Origin of the sequence: Nitratireductor sp. L15S-10 (genome assembly GCF_045011005.1) — a bacterium.
Lineage (GTDB): Bacteria > Pseudomonadota > Alphaproteobacteria > Rhizobiales > Rhizobiaceae > Nitratireductor.
The window spans coordinates 158,203-171,285 of record NZ_CP120675.1; the positions used below are offsets into that span (position 1 = coordinate 158,203).

General features: G+C 58.2%; 16 protein-coding genes and 1 riboswitch. Of the genes, 14 read left to right on the plus strand and 2 right to left on the minus strand.

Going from position 1 to position 13,083, the window contains the following annotated elements; translation table 11 throughout:
• Positions 1–4: 4 nt before the first annotated feature.
• Both P2W41_RS18770 and P2W41_RS18775 read right to left on the minus strand, forming a co-directional pair.
• Positions 5–391, minus strand: a complete 387-nt coding sequence (locus P2W41_RS18770) for a DUF302 domain-containing protein (RefSeq protein WP_009452564.1) — start codon at positions 389–391, stop codon at positions 5–7.
• Positions 392–465: 74 nt separating this feature from the next.
• On the minus strand, positions 466–669 hold the full coding sequence (locus tag P2W41_RS18775; RefSeq protein ID WP_009452565.1) for a heavy-metal-associated domain-containing protein: 204 nt from the start codon (positions 667–669) through the stop codon (positions 466–468).
• 158 nt (positions 670–827) lie between these two features.
• Here P2W41_RS18775 and P2W41_RS18780 point away from each other — a divergent pair, with 158 nt between their 5' ends.
• From P2W41_RS18780 to P2W41_RS18845, 14 genes are all read left to right on the plus strand, one after another.
• On the plus strand, positions 828–3,338 hold the full coding sequence (locus P2W41_RS18780) for a heavy metal translocating P-type ATPase (protein WP_009452566.1): 2,511 nt from the start codon (positions 828–830) through the stop codon (positions 3,336–3,338).
• Between the two features lie 14 nt (positions 3,339–3,352).
• Positions 3,353–3,790, plus strand: a complete 438-nt coding sequence (cueR, locus tag P2W41_RS18785) for a Cu(I)-responsive transcriptional regulator (RefSeq protein ID WP_009452567.1) — start codon at positions 3,353–3,355, stop codon at positions 3,788–3,790.
• A gap of 129 nt (positions 3,791–3,919) precedes the next feature.
• Positions 3,920–4,285, plus strand: a complete 366-nt coding sequence (locus tag P2W41_RS18790) for a hypothetical protein (RefSeq protein WP_223006664.1) — start codon at positions 3,920–3,922, stop codon at positions 4,283–4,285.
• 225 nt (positions 4,286–4,510) lie between these two features.
• Positions 4,511–4,849, plus strand: coding sequence for a YHS domain-containing protein (locus P2W41_RS18795; RefSeq protein ID WP_040673326.1), 339 nt, complete (start codon positions 4,511–4,513; stop codon positions 4,847–4,849).
• Positions 4,842–5,165: a DUF5676 family membrane protein gene (locus P2W41_RS18800; RefSeq protein WP_009452569.1), complete on the plus strand. Its 324-nt coding sequence runs from the start codon at positions 4,842–4,844 to the stop codon at positions 5,163–5,165. The genes P2W41_RS18795 and P2W41_RS18800 overlap by 8 nt, the downstream gene beginning before the upstream one ends.
• A 26-nt stretch (positions 5,166–5,191) precedes the next feature.
• Positions 5,192–6,253: a YncE family protein gene (locus tag P2W41_RS18805; protein ID WP_157174155.1), complete on the plus strand. Its 1,062-nt coding sequence runs from the start codon at positions 5,192–5,194 to the stop codon at positions 6,251–6,253.
• A gap of 89 nt (positions 6,254–6,342) precedes the next feature.
• Positions 6,343–6,765: a cytochrome c gene (locus P2W41_RS18810; RefSeq protein WP_202802962.1), complete on the plus strand. Its 423-nt coding sequence runs from the start codon at positions 6,343–6,345 to the stop codon at positions 6,763–6,765.
• A gap of 114 nt (positions 6,766–6,879) precedes the next feature.
• Entirely contained in the window at positions 6,880–7,422 is a 543-nt protein-coding gene (gene petA / locus P2W41_RS18815; RefSeq protein ID WP_009452572.1) for a ubiquinol-cytochrome c reductase iron-sulfur subunit, read from the plus strand.
• Between the two features lie 50 nt (positions 7,423–7,472).
• Complete coding sequence (locus tag P2W41_RS18820; protein WP_009452573.1) at positions 7,473–7,916, plus strand: cytochrome c; 444 nt, start codon at positions 7,473–7,475, stop codon at positions 7,914–7,916.
• A gap of 20 nt (positions 7,917–7,936) precedes the next feature.
• Positions 7,937–10,162, plus strand: coding sequence for a copper-translocating P-type ATPase (locus tag P2W41_RS18825; protein WP_074896920.1), 2,226 nt, complete (start codon positions 7,937–7,939; stop codon positions 10,160–10,162).
• A 77-nt stretch (positions 10,163–10,239) separates the two neighbouring features.
• Positions 10,240–10,470: riboswitch (cobalamin riboswitch) on the plus strand.
• Positions 10,471–10,507: 37 nt separating this feature from the next.
• Entirely contained in the window at positions 10,508–10,684 is a 177-nt protein-coding gene (locus P2W41_RS18830; protein ID WP_040673333.1) for a CbtB domain-containing protein, read from the plus strand.
• 66 nt (positions 10,685–10,750) lie between these two features.
• Positions 10,751–11,296, plus strand: a complete 546-nt coding sequence (locus P2W41_RS18835; protein ID WP_404935021.1) for a CbtA family protein — start codon at positions 10,751–10,753, stop codon at positions 11,294–11,296.
• Positions 11,289–12,674 carry a multicopper oxidase family protein gene (locus P2W41_RS18840; protein ID WP_223006663.1) on the plus strand — a complete coding sequence of 462 codons (1,386 nt, stop codon included), beginning with the start codon at positions 11,289–11,291 and terminating at the stop codon, positions 12,672–12,674. Before P2W41_RS18835 ends, P2W41_RS18840 begins: the two co-directional genes overlap by 8 nt.
• A gap of 97 nt (positions 12,675–12,771) precedes the next feature.
• Positions 12,772–13,056 (plus strand): hypothetical protein, encoded by a 285-nt coding sequence (locus P2W41_RS18845; protein WP_404935022.1) that lies wholly within the window; start codon positions 12,772–12,774, stop codon positions 13,054–13,056.
• Positions 13,057–13,083: the final 27 nt, after the last annotated feature.

The following is a 13,083-nucleotide window of genomic DNA, read 5'->3' on the forward strand; positions in this document are numbered from 1 at the left end:
GAAATCAGGCCAGATCGATCGCTTTCTTCAGCATGTCACGGACATCTGCTGCGACAGCGTGAAGGTCAGGGTTGTCGACCGCCGCCATCGAAGCAACGGGATCGATGGCACTTAGCTCCGTTCCACCCTCGATAGTGCGTAGGATCACGTTGCATGGAAGCATCGCTCCGATACGGGGCTCCATGCCGATGGCCTTGTAAGCCATGTTCGGATTGCAGGCGCCGAGGATGCGATAACCGTCCATCTCGGCGCCAATCTTCTTCTTCATCGTTTCCTTGACGTCGATTTCGGTAAGAACGCCAAAACCCTGCTCCTTAAGCGCCTCGCGAGTACGGGTATCCGCCTCGTCGATTGGGACGTCAGGAAGAATACGGTTGTAGGTGTATTTCATCTCAATTGCTCATTTCGACCAAGATCGGGACCGGCGCGGGTGACATTCGCGCGCAGTCGGATTGGATGGAATTCTCAAGCGGTCTCAAGAAGGCTAGAGTCGTATCCGGCCTCCTTGATCGCGACGTTCATATCTGAAGCCGACGAGCCGCTGTTGATTTCCACGGTCTTGCTCGCCAGGTCGCAGGCGATTTCGGCGTCAGGATCGACGCTTTTCACCGCTTTTTCGATCGTCGCGACGCAATGACCGCAGCTCATTTCAGGGACGCTGAATTTCATTTTTCTAATCTCCAATGGTGTTGACTGCGCGGAAAATAGAGATTCCACCAACTGGAAGGTCAAGGAAATTTGGCTCGGAAATAATCTTGCGTCTCTCCCTTGACCTTCCAGTCACTGGAACGACTATCTCGCTCAAAAGTTTTGAATTGGAGGCGTCGATGACCGGCAACCAGTCTGTTTTACTTTCCATCGAGGGCATGTCCTGCGCATCCTGCGTCGGGCGGGTCGACCGAGCGCTTTCCGGGCTTGAAGGAATTGGAGACGTTTCGGTCAATCTCGCGAACGAAACCGCGAGGATGACCGTCGACGGTCCAGAGCGGCTCGCGGAGGCCGCCGACACGCTGGACAAGCTCGGCTATCCGGCACGGCGGGCGAGCGTCACGCTGAACATCGCATCAATGTCATGTGCATCCTGTGTTGGACGCGTGGACAAGGCTATCGCCGCCGTACCGGGTGTTCTGGAAGTCAACGTGAACCTGGCCTCCGAAACTGCGACTGTGACTTACCTCGAAGGGGTGACCGGCCCCGCCGCCTTCATCGCGACGGCCACTGAAATCGGCTATCCCGCTGAAATCGCGGAAGCGTCCAGTTCGGGCGACCGCGTCGCACGCAAGGAAGAGGAAGCGCGCGAGATCAGACACCGCACGATCCTGGCGGCTGTCCTCGCCCTGCCCGTGTTCGTGATGGAGATGGGCAGTCACTTGGTTCCTGGAATGCATGAATTCATCGGGGGCACGATTGGCCACGAGGCCAGCTGGGTTATCCAGTTCCTGCTGACCACCGCTGTGCTGCTCGGGCCAGGCAGGGTGTTCTACCAGAAAGGCATCCCCGCTCTCATCAAGGGGGTACCAGACATGAACAGCCTTGTCGCGGTCGGAACCGGCGCGGCTTACATCTACTCTGTCATTGCGACTTTCCTGCCCTCGCTTCTGCCGGATGCGGTTCGCGCGGTCTATTTCGAGGCCGCCGCGGTGATTGTGGTGCTGATACTTCTGGGACGGTTCCTCGAGGCGCGGGCAAAGGGCCGCACCGGCGCGGCCATCCAGAAATTGCTCGGGCTTCAGGTCAGAACCGCGCGTGTCTTGCGCGACGGCGAACCGGTGGAAGTGGCGATAGAGGAAATCCGGCTCGGCGATGTTCTCCTCGTGCGTCCGGGCGAGCGGATTGCCGTGGACGGCGAACTCGTCGAGGGCGAGAGCCACGTTGACGAGAGCATGATCACCGGGGAGCCGGTGCCCGTCACCAAGGCAACTGGTGATCCGGTAACCGGCGGCACGGTCAACGGGGCCGGAAGCTTTCGGTTCCGTGCAACGCGCGTCGGCGCCGACACGACCCTTTCGCAGATAATTCGTATGGTAGAAGAAGCGCAGGGTGCGAAGTTGCCGATCCAAGGCCTCGTCGACCGGATCACGCTCTGGTTCGTGCCGGCGGTCATGGCGATCGCTGCATTGACGGTATTGATTTGGCTGATCTTCGGCCCCGAGCCGGCGCTGACCCTTGCGCTGGTGGCAGGCGTGTCTGTCCTCATCATCGCATGCCCCTGTGCGATGGGTCTTGCCACGCCGACGTCGATCATGGTCGGCACCGGACGCGCGGCCGAGATGGGTGTTCTGTTTCGCAAGGGCGATGCATTGCAAATCCTGAGTTCGGTCGACGTGGTCGCATTCGACAAGACCGGCACTCTCACCGAGGGGCGCCCCGAACTCGTCGACGTGATCGTGGCCGAAGGCTTCGACCGCACTGATGTGCTGGGCCGCGTGGCCATGGTCGAAGAGCAGTCGGAACACCCCATCGCCGAAGCAATCGTGCGCGGCGCGCGTCGTGAAGGAGCAGCGCGTCATGAGGTGTCGGAATTCAACTCCATGACGGGATACGGGGTTCGCGCCCGCGTCGGAACGACCGAGGTTCTGGTAGGCGCCGATCGGCTGATGCAGCGCGAGGGCCTGGACCTGGGCGCTCTGGCCGCGGAGGAAGCGCAACTGGCCCGGCGCGGTCATACCGCCCTCTACGCCGCGATTGATGGAAAGGTGGCTGCGGTATTCGGCGTGGCGGATCCGGTGAAATCCGCAAGCGCTGCGGCCATTCAAGAGTTGCACAAGCTCGGATTGAAAGTGGCGATGATCACAGGAGACAAGCCAGAGACAGCCGAAACCATCGCAAGGGAGACCGGGATCGATCATGTGATCGCCAGAGTTCTTCCCGACGGCAAGGTCGCTGCGCTCGACGAACTGCGCACGAAGGGCCAGAGGATCGCTTTTGTCGGCGATGGCATCAACGATGCGCCGGCGCTGGCCCATGCCGATGTCGGCATCGCAATCGGAACCGGGACCGACGTCGCCATCGAATCCGCAGACGTCGTGCTGATGTCGGGCGACCTTCGCGGCGTGGTCAACGCGTTCGAGGTTTCCCGCCGGACGATGCGCAATATCCGCGAGAACCTTTTCTGGGCGTTCGGATACAACACCGCCCTGATCCCGGTTGCGGCCGGCGTACTATACCCCGCGTTCGGTGTGCTTCTGTCACCCATTTTGGCGGCAGGTGCCATGGGACTGTCTTCTGTCTTTGTGCTGACGAACGCGTTGCGGTTGCGACGGATCGCTCCGGCAATGGATGAAAGGGCTTCTGCCCACCCAACTCCCGCACAACTCGTGCCGGCGCCGGCCGAATGAGAAGGAAACTGACGATGAATATTGGTGATGTCTCACGAATTTCAGGCCTGCCTGCGAAGACCATACGCTACTATGAGGACATCGGCCTCATCCGGCCGCTAAGGGGCGAAAACGGCTATCGCAGTTTCCAAGACAAGGATCTGCACAAGCTGGCGTTTCTCGGCCGCGCCCGTGCATTGGGCTTCACGATCGAAGATTGTCGGAACCTGTTAGCTCTCTATGAGGATGATGGACGGGAGAGCGCTGCCGTGAAGCATATCGCCGAAGACCATTTGGCGAGGATCGACGAAAAGATCGCGCAGCTCCGTTCCATGCGGGCCACTCTCGCTGAACTCGTCAATGCTTGTGCGGGTGACCATCGTCCGGACTGCCCGATACTTAATGATCTTGGCCATGGAGATCGACCTGCAAGCGACCAATTGAAAAAGCCAGCAGGTAATTGCAGCCACTAAATCCACCTCCAATGGAGGCCGACATTTAAAAGCCTTCACCGGTCGGAAAACGGTAGGTCAGGGTCGCGTTGATAGAGATCAAGGATCGCTTCGTTTTTGCGAGTAAGCTGAAAAAAAGTAGGTTATGAAATGACCGTCAAAGCCCAAAGAGAAGCCCGATTGAGAGCGCTGCCGCGTTCGCGGTCGGTATTGTGGGCGATGATAGCAATGTTCTACGTCCTCGCGCCGTTATTCCACCAATTTAGCGAGAACATTGACACTGGTTTGCACGCGGTCATCAGCGTGAGCCATTCATATGATGGTTCCGATGGCAATCGCGTTGTACCTGCTCATTCCAAGGTATGCAGTACGGCCAGTCATTGCCTGTTACCGGCTGTTCTCCTGGCCGGATTTTCTGGCATTGACGCAAGTCGTCAGCATCAGCACTTTATTACGAAACAGCTTCCGGAATGGCTGTTCCCGTCGTTTCCATCTCCCCCTCCAAAGTCTGCCTGAAACATAGGGTAACCCTGTCCGGCTGACGATGGCGCCAACCCGCGTGAGCGAATACTGAGCGCCACTGCGGCTCTTTCCGCAATAGCTCAAGAGTCTGACTTGCCTCGTCGGATCTGCGATAGCGCCCGCTGAAATGCGGGACGCAATTCGCATTCGTCGCCCCTGTCGGTTCGGACAAAGCCGAAAATGCAACAGCCCGTGCGGGCGATGCATAAGGAGCGGATAATGGAAGCAATAGTTTATTTTCTCGTCTGGGCCGGACTGATCCTGCTCATGATGCGGTTTGGCTGTGGCGCCCATGTAATGGGACATGGCCACAACTCTCGAACAAAGCAGTCGGAGGGAGGTAGTAATACTGATCTGCGCTGGATCGCGCCTGAAAGTGCCATTGATCCCGTGTGCGGGATCACAGTCCATACGAATGCGGCGAAGTCCGCAGTGCATGACGGGCACGTGTTCTACTTCTGCTCGCGAGAATGCCGCGAACGCTTTGAGGCGGCACCTGATACATATCTAAATCAGGAAACTGCGACCTTGGAGACAGGGGAGGCTGTTCATGGCTGACTCACGCAACTCCAGTCCGGGCTACGCGATCAGGGTCGCTCCGCAGGTGTCGAACACACCGCGTATTCCGGTCATCGCATTCGGCATGAGCCTTGGCTTGTTTCTGGCGATCACGTTCGTCCTGTGCGTCGGCTTTGATCTCATCTTTCCGGGAATGGCGATGTACCAGACATGGCTGAAACTTCTTCCCGGATTCACCTGGTTGAGTATCCCGAGCTTCCTGCTCGGTCTGGTCGAGGCATTTGCCTACGGCTGGTATGTCGCGCTGATTTTCGGCCCTCTCTTCAACTACTTCGCGGCACGCAGGTTCTGTTGAACACGGCCATATTAATGGAGACCAAAATGAAAACAGAAATGAAATTCGCGTTAGCGACAGCAACTCTGACTTTGCTCGGAACCGTGCCGACATTCGCGACCACCGTCTACATTCCAGAGGGGAGCGCTGGAGAAATCCTTGTTGTGGATGCCGACACCGGTTCGGTCGAGGCGCGCTGGCCAGGTTTTGAGGCTGTCCACGGTCTGGCCGGAGTACCAGGCGCACGTTACATCGTTGCGGGCAGTTATTCCGAGGTGGCGAAAGAAGAAGCAGAGGCGCCGGCGAAACCGGATGGCGTATCGCAAGACGAACACGAAGCGCATCACGCCTCTAGGGCGGCGAGTGTCATGCCCAAAGATGCCGGAGTAAGCATTCTAACGATAGTCGAAGCGGAGACCGGCGCGGTAGTGCGCCGGATTGAGGTTCCCGGCGCCGTCCATCACGTGGCTATGTCTCCGGACGGCCGCTACGCCGCAGTTACACATCCGACCACAGACGGGATCAGTATCATCGATCTCGACACCTTGGCATTCAAAGCGTTCGTGCCGACTGGAACGAGCCCAAACTATGCCGTGTTTGCGCGCGATGGTAGATCGGTATTCGTTACGAACGCCGACAGCGGAACCATTAGTGAGGTTGACGTCGACAAGACGTTCGTCAAGCGCAATATCCTTTCCGGCGAGGCGCCGGAGCATGTTGTCATTTCGCACGATGGCAAGCGGCTCTATGTCGCCGATGCCTATGCCGGCAAGGTCCACGAGGTCATCATCGCGGACGGGAACATTTCCCGGTCTCTGGATGTCGGTGGCGAAATCCATGGGCTGGATCTGTCGGACGATGATGGGACGCTATTCGTTAGCGGCAAGGGCGATGACAAGATTGCCGCTATTGACCTGAGCAGCGGCAAAGCAAAATTCGCAGCCTTAGCTCCCGCCCCCTATCACCTGACGACAATAGCCGGGACGAACAGCCTCTTCGTCTCAAGTCGCGAAGAGCCCAAGGTCTGGATCGTCGACCAGGAAAACCTCGCAGTAACGGGCGAGATCGCTGTTTCAGGTGAAGGTCACGAAATGGTGGTGCTCCCCTAAGAGCAGCCGGAAAAAGACGAAAGGAGACTGTCATGTACAGATATGCAACTTCAAACGCCATGACTTCAGCCCTTCTCGGTGGAGCGATCATGTTCGGCCTGGTGACCGCTTCGTTGGGCCAGGAAAGCGGCATGATGGACGACGGCATGATGAGCCCGGGTTTGATGATTCCTCAAATGAATCCGATACGAGGCAAGCAGCTGTTCGCGAGCAAGGGATGCGTTGTGTGCCATTCGATAAACGGTGTCGGCGGCGAGGACGCTCCGGCCCTTGATGCGTCGACGATGCCCCTACCGATGAATCCGTTCGAATTTGCTGCGCGCATGTGGCGGGGTGCAGAGGCGATGGTCGCAATGCAGCGTGATGAACTCGGTGCGCCGATCGAGCTCGATGGTAGCGAACTGGCCGACATCATTGCGTTTGTCCACGATGCCGACGTTCAGGCCGAATTCTCCGAAGAGGACATTCCCGAGCGTATCGAGGAACTGATGCACGAATCCGATGAAGAGTAGACGCCATCGCGGCGGTGGCGGTGCGTAGTCCGCCAAGCAGACCTTGAAACAGGAGCGAGAGGGAACGCCGGACAATCCGGCGTGAACTCCGTCCAAAGCGCAAGGAGCAATAATATGTCCGCAATAGTCTCAGATGCCGACAACTCGGTCACCAAACGCGATTTCATTTACGTTGCAACAGGGGCGATGGTGGTCGTGGGAGTAGGGGCGTTCGCCTGGCCGTTTATCGACAGCATGAATCCTTCGGCAAGTATACGAAGCCTCGCAACGGTCGAAATCCCGTTGGGCGGCATTGAGGTCGGCCAGCGAGTGACGGTCATGTGGCGTGGCCGTCCTGTGTTTGTCGACAGACGGACGGAAGCTCAAATCGATGCGGCAGTCGCTGACGACGATGCTGATCTTATCGATCCTCAAAGCGATGCAGATCGTGTGCAGAATCCCGAGTGGCTGATCGTGGTCGGGGTGTGCACGCATCTCGGCTGCATCCCACTCGGGCAGAAGGATTCCGATCCAAGGGGCAATTGGGGTGGCTGGTACTGCCCGTGCCACGGTTCGCAATACGACACGTCCGGGCGTGTAAGGCGGGGCCCTGCACCCAAGAACCTCGTCGTTCCGCCCTACGAGCTTATGGACGGCGAAAAGGTAATAATCGGCTGATCTGAGACGTAGGGGTGGCGCCGATGTTGTTAGGTTTTCCAGAAAGATAGATGGAGAAGATGGTGAATATTCGAGGAAGTCTTCCAAAGGTTTTTGTGCTGGGATTTTTTGCGCTAGGAGCTGCGGTCCTGCTTTCAAAAGCGTTCCAGCCAGAACCGGAAGCGATGGTCGTGGCGGTGTCAATGCCGGAACTGTCGGGTGAAGCAAGCGTCGGTCAGATACTCTTCAATAACAACTGTGCCAGTTGCCATGGCGATCGTGCATCCGGAACGGACAAAGGGCCTCCGCTGATCCACGACATTTACAATCCGGGACATCACTCGGATGATGCGTTCTATCTGGCAGCCATGAACGGTGTGGTCCAGCACCACTGGCCATACGGCAACATGCCGAAGCAGGAGCAGGTCACGCGGGACGAGGTGGCGAAGATTGTCCAATATGTTCGCGAGTTGCAGGTCGCCAACGGCATAACGTTCAAACCGCACAACATGTGACACGACAAGGAGCGATTGCGATGACCTCCCAGCACGAGCACCATCATCACACGGCGGACGCCGAAGGCACCTCTTCTGCCGGCCAAGGCCAATATGACGAAGTTCCGGCCGGAAATAGCGGACCCGTCTATACCTGCCCAATGCACCCTCAAGTGCGCCGTACACATTCCGGATCATGCCCGATATGCGGCATGGGACTGGAACTGGAATCGGCAACGATGGTTGAAGAGGGGCCGAATCCCGAACTTGTCGATTTCACTCGGCGCTTATGGATTGGCGCGGCCCTGAGTATTCCACTCCTGATCCTGACCATGGGTCCCTTTGTGGGTCTTTCCGGCGTTCGCGAGATCTTCGGAGAACGAGCAACGCTGTGGATCGAACTTGTGCTCGGCACGCCAGTCGTTCTCTGGTCGGGTTGGCCATTCCTTGTCCGCGGCTGGAATTCCTTCCGTACGATGAATCTGAACATGTTCAGCCTGATCGCGATGGGCGTCATGGCGGCATGGACATTCAGTGTCGTCGCCGTGCTGTTTCCAGGTATCTTCCCCGATGGCTTCCGGGATCCAGAAGGTCATGTGGGTGTCTATTTCGAAGCAGCAGCCGTCATCGTTACCTTGGTGCTCCTCGGGCAGGTGATGGAACTGCGTGCTCGTGAGGGTACTGGCAAGGCAATCCGGGCACTCCTCGATATGGCGGCAAAAACGGCCCGCGTGATACGCGACGACGGCACGGAAGAGGAAATTCCGCTCGAACATGTTGGGGTTGGCGACCGCATTCGTGTGCGCCCCGGCGACAAGGTTCCCGTGGATGGCGTGGTGGTCGATGGTCGTTCATCGATCGACGAAAGCATGATCACCGGCGAACCCGTCCCAGTCGAGAAAGTTTCAGGCGATCCAGTGACGGGCGCAACCATCAACGGCACTGGCAGCCTTATCATGGAAGCTACACGCGTCGGCGCCGACACAATGCTGAGCCAGATCGTCGAAATGGTCGCCAACGCACAACGGTCCCGGGCGCCAATCCAGAAATATGCCGACAAAGTATCCGGCTATTTCGTGCCGGCGGTGATCGCTATCGCTGTACTTGCTTTCCTGGGCTGGGCGTTTTGGGGCCCGGAACCCGCCCTTTCATATGCGCTCATCGCCGCGGTCGCGGTACTGATCATAGCCTGTCCCTGCGCCCTCGGTCTCGCCACCCCAATGTCGATCATGACGGCAACGGGACGCGGAGCTCAAGCAGGCGTGCTCATAAAGAATGCGGAGGCGCTCGAGAGGTTCGAGAAAGTTGATACGCTAATCGTCGACAAGACAGGCACGTTGACCGAAGGCAAGCCGCGATTGGTGGCAGTCGTGGCGGAGAATGGCCATGACGAGACCGAAGTGCTGCGTCTGGCGGCTTCCCTTGAACGGGGTTCGGAACACCCGCTCGCCGAAGCCATCGTAAGAGGAGCCGAAGAGCGAGGCGTGGAGTTGGCCGCGGCCGGCGACTTCGAGGCCGTTACCGGCAAAGGCGTCAAGGGTACAGTGGATGGCAGAGCCGTGGCGCTCGGCAATCTCGCGATGATCCGCGAACTTGGCCTGGAGGCGGGGGGCTTGACCGAAAAAGCCAATGGCCGCCGTGACGAGGGCGAGACGGTCATGTTCGTTGTCGTCGACAATGGCGTCGCCGGACTCGTATGCGTCGCCGATCCGGTGAAAGAAACAACCCCCGACGCGCTGAAGGCTCTGCATGAACTTGGATTCCGCATTATCATGGCGACCGGAGATAACGAACGAACGGCGAAAGCCGTTGCTGCGCGCCTGGGCATCGACGAGATCCGCGCCGACGTGCTTCCCGAAGACAAGGCGCGCATCATCCAGGAATTGCAGCAGCAGGGTCGCAAGGTCGCGATGGCCGGCGACGGCGTGAACGACGCTCCGGCTCTGGCTCAGGCCGACGTTGGAATCGCGATGGGAACCGGGGCGGATGTCGCGATCGAAAGCGCTGGGTTTACCCTGGTCAAAGGAAATCTTGACGGCATCGTCAGGGCTCGCCGTCTGGCCCACGGAACGATGCGCAACATACGGCAGAACCTGTTTTTCGCCCTGATCTACAATACGTTGGGCGTTCCGGTAGCTGCAGGCGTACTCTTCCCGTTCTTCGGCATCCTGATTAGTCCGATGTTCGCCGCCTTTGCGATGAGCGCTTCTTCGATCTCAGTTGTCGTCAATTCGCTCAGACTGCGGCAATTGGATCTGAAATCCTGATGGAGCCGTTGTCCTGGTCTTGTCGGAGAACGGTCGCGGCCAAGCTTGTCGTTATTGACTCGGTTTCGGCGTGACGTCAGGGTAATTGTTCACACGGTTCCCGCGATGCCGAGCGCGAAGCGGGATGAAAAGGGAATGTGACGGGTGGACCCAGACCGGGCATCCAAACCACAGCCGACCCCGCGACTGTAGAATGGCGCGGCGCCATAACTCCCGAAAACGGGAGCGCCACTGGAAACATCCGGGAAGGCGATAGCGCTGGAAAACCGCCATGAGCCAGGAGACCTGCCATGTGAACGGACGGAGAGATGTTCAAGTGACTGAATGAGCAACACGGAGGTTGTCATGCTCGCAACACAATCTGTTTCGCTGCGGGTTTCGGCATCAGCACGTCTGACGACTACGCTGTTCGCTGCAATATTTGGCATAGCGTTGCTTTATTTCGCTGCGTTTGCTCATTCCGACGCACTGCACAACGGCGCCCACGACACGCGCCACGCAATCGTCGCGCCCTGCCACTAAGGCGCCACGACGTAGATGTTGACCCGGGTAATTCTGGCCGCGCTTGTAGCGGGATTGCTCGCTGGTGTGTTCGCGACCGCGGCGCAATCAGTGCGGGTTATCCCGTTGATCCTCCAAGCCGAAGCTTATGAAGAGGGGGTGTCACACGCTGAGACCGAGGACGAAGTCTGGGCGCCCGAAGAAGGCTTGCAGCGGACGTTTTTTACGTTGCTCTCGAATCTCGTGACCGGTGTTGCATTCGCACTGATTCTAACGGCTATCACTCTGATATTAGACCAACCGGTGTCGCTCCGGCATGGCGCGCGTTGGGGGGCGGGTGGGTTCGCGGTTTTCGTTCTCGCCCCAAACTTCGGTCTTCCGCCTGAATTGCGCCTGCATGGATCGGACAGTCTGCCCGATGGCGGTAAATCCCCTTCGATCAGGGCGGATGTGCTGAAGGAAAAGGGCTGGACTGTGTCCAATCTGGCTTATGCGCTGAAAACAGGCATCCAACCGGACGGCGACGCTTTTGGTGGTTCGATGGGGGAAGTGGTGCGTGACGGAACTTCCTTTCTCAGTCAGGACGATCTGACGGCAATCGCGACCTTTCTGCTGGAGCGGGAGAATGATTGACAGACGCAATTTCCTGGCGGGAACCGGGGTGCTCGTGTCAGCAGGCGTCCTGCCCGGTCTTGCTGTGGCAAAGGCGGGTGCGCAGGAGTTTGATCTGATCGCCGGATCGGTCCAGCGAGCACTTTACGAGCAGCAGCTCTCAGATCTCTGGGCCTATAACGACATTGTACCCGGTCCTGAAATCCGGGCCCGAAAGGGCGAGCGGATACGCGTCAACTTTCGCAACAATCTTGAGGAGCCCACATCCATCCACTGGCACGGGATCCGCATCGAAAATGCGATGGACGGGGTGTCCGGCTTGACCCAGGAACCCGTGCAGCCCGGAGACAGTTTCATCTATGAATTCGAGCTGCCGGATTCCGGTACATATTGGTATCACGCGCACAACAAGAGTTGGAATGAGGTCGGGCGTGGCTTGTATGGCCCGTTGATCGTGGAGGAGCGAACCTCCACCTTTGATCGCGACCATGACATCACCCTCATCATTGATGACTGGCGCTTGCGCCAGCCTGGCGTTCTGGACACGGACAGCTTTGGTTCCTTGATGGATTGGAGCCACGGAGGGCGTCTCGGTAACTGGCTCCTTGTGAATGGCAAGTCACGTCCGGTCTTGAAGCTGCGCAGTGGCGAAGCCTATCGCGTTAGACTGATCAACGCCTCGAACGCACGTGTTCTGGAACTCGATCCCAATCGGTTCGGCGGAAAGGTAATTGCCTATGACGGACAGGCGCTGCCGGAATCCGTCGTTCTGCCTTATTCCCCGCATCTTCTCGGACCAGCGCAACGGATCGACCTTATGGTTGTTCCGGACGCTGATTTTGCGATCGAAGAGATTTCGGGCGATCAGCCATTCCCCCTGGTCGACGGGATCGTCGACGGGATATCGCGTACAGCGCAGTCGACGCCTTCAATTCCGGTAAACCTGATACCGGAGCCCGATGTGACGGGCGCCCGGAAAGTGAAGGTCGTTATGGAAGGTGGCGCCATGGGCGGCTTTGTGGACATCACCTACAAGGGCAAGCGCCTTGAAGGCGAAGATTTCCGTAAAACGGGCCAGTCCTGGGCATTCAACGGCATAGCAAACCTGGCGGAGGCTCCGCTTTTCACGGTTCGGCGCGGCGAAACGGTTCTGCTGGAAACGATAAATCAGACAGGCTGGGTACACGCCATGCATGTCCATGGTCATCACTTCCGTGTTCTCAGCCGATCCGGAGCCGACGTCGATGACGGCAAGCCCTGGCGCGACACATTCCTGATTGGACCTGAGCAGACGACGGAGGTTGCCTTCGTCGCTGGCAATCCCGGCAAGTGGCTGTATCATTGCCACATGCTGGAACACGCGGCGGCAGGCATGACCACATGGTTCGAAGTCAGCTGAGACGAGTGTAGAAAATTTACGGAACCGGCGTTACGTTACTGAAATGCGCAGACTTTTGCCATCGTTGATGATACTGGTTCTGGTCCTCGGGGCCATGATGCCGGCTGTGATCCAATCGCATGCCGACATGACATCAACGAAAGTAACCGATCAGGTTCATGAGGTTCTGGCCGCTGACAAGACGGCCGCGATGAAGTGCTGTCAGAAGTCGAAAAGCGGCATGGATAACCGCCAAGGCAATTGTGCGGCCGATTGCCATTATCTTCCCGAATTCACACCGCTGCAAAATTCGCCTGTCTTGGCGTCGGTTGAAATCCCGGCACAGTCCGAGACGCTTCTGGAAGTGATATATTTCCAGATGAGGCCCCCCATCTCGATCTGATCTTACTTCGCCAGCCATCAATGGCGT

Coding starts and splice junctions, on each gene's coding strand:
- P2W41_RS18770 (WP_009452564.1), bottom strand. CDS start 391: ATGAAATACACCTACAACCGTATTCTTCCTGACGTCCCAATCGACGAG.
- P2W41_RS18775 (WP_009452565.1), bottom strand. CDS start 669: ATGAAATTCAGCGTCCCTGAAATGAGCTGCGGTCATTGCGTCGCGACG.
- P2W41_RS18780 (WP_009452566.1), top strand. CDS start 828: ATGACCGGCAACCAGTCTGTTTTACTTTCCATCGAGGGCATGTCCTGC.
- cueR (WP_009452567.1), top strand. CDS start 3,353: ATGAATATTGGTGATGTCTCACGAATTTCAGGCCTGCCTGCGAAGACC.
- P2W41_RS18790 (WP_223006664.1), top strand. CDS start 3,920: ATGACCGTCAAAGCCCAAAGAGAAGCCCGATTGAGAGCGCTGCCGCGT.
- P2W41_RS18795 (WP_040673326.1), top strand. CDS start 4,511: ATGGAAGCAATAGTTTATTTTCTCGTCTGGGCCGGACTGATCCTGCTC.
- P2W41_RS18800 (WP_009452569.1), top strand. CDS start 4,842: ATGGCTGACTCACGCAACTCCAGTCCGGGCTACGCGATCAGGGTCGCT.
- P2W41_RS18805 (WP_157174155.1), top strand. CDS start 5,192: ATGAAAACAGAAATGAAATTCGCGTTAGCGACAGCAACTCTGACTTTG.
- P2W41_RS18810 (WP_202802962.1), top strand. CDS start 6,343: ATGTTCGGCCTGGTGACCGCTTCGTTGGGCCAGGAAAGCGGCATGATG.
- petA (WP_009452572.1), top strand. CDS start 6,880: ATGTCCGCAATAGTCTCAGATGCCGACAACTCGGTCACCAAACGCGAT.
- P2W41_RS18820 (WP_009452573.1), top strand. CDS start 7,473: ATGGAGAAGATGGTGAATATTCGAGGAAGTCTTCCAAAGGTTTTTGTG.
- P2W41_RS18825 (WP_074896920.1), top strand. CDS start 7,937: ATGACCTCCCAGCACGAGCACCATCATCACACGGCGGACGCCGAAGGC.
- P2W41_RS18830 (WP_040673333.1), top strand. CDS start 10,508: ATGCTCGCAACACAATCTGTTTCGCTGCGGGTTTCGGCATCAGCACGT.
- P2W41_RS18840 (WP_223006663.1), top strand. CDS start 11,289: ATGATTGACAGACGCAATTTCCTGGCGGGAACCGGGGTGCTCGTGTCA.
- P2W41_RS18845 (WP_404935022.1), top strand. CDS start 12,772: ATGCCGGCTGTGATCCAATCGCATGCCGACATGACATCAACGAAAGTA.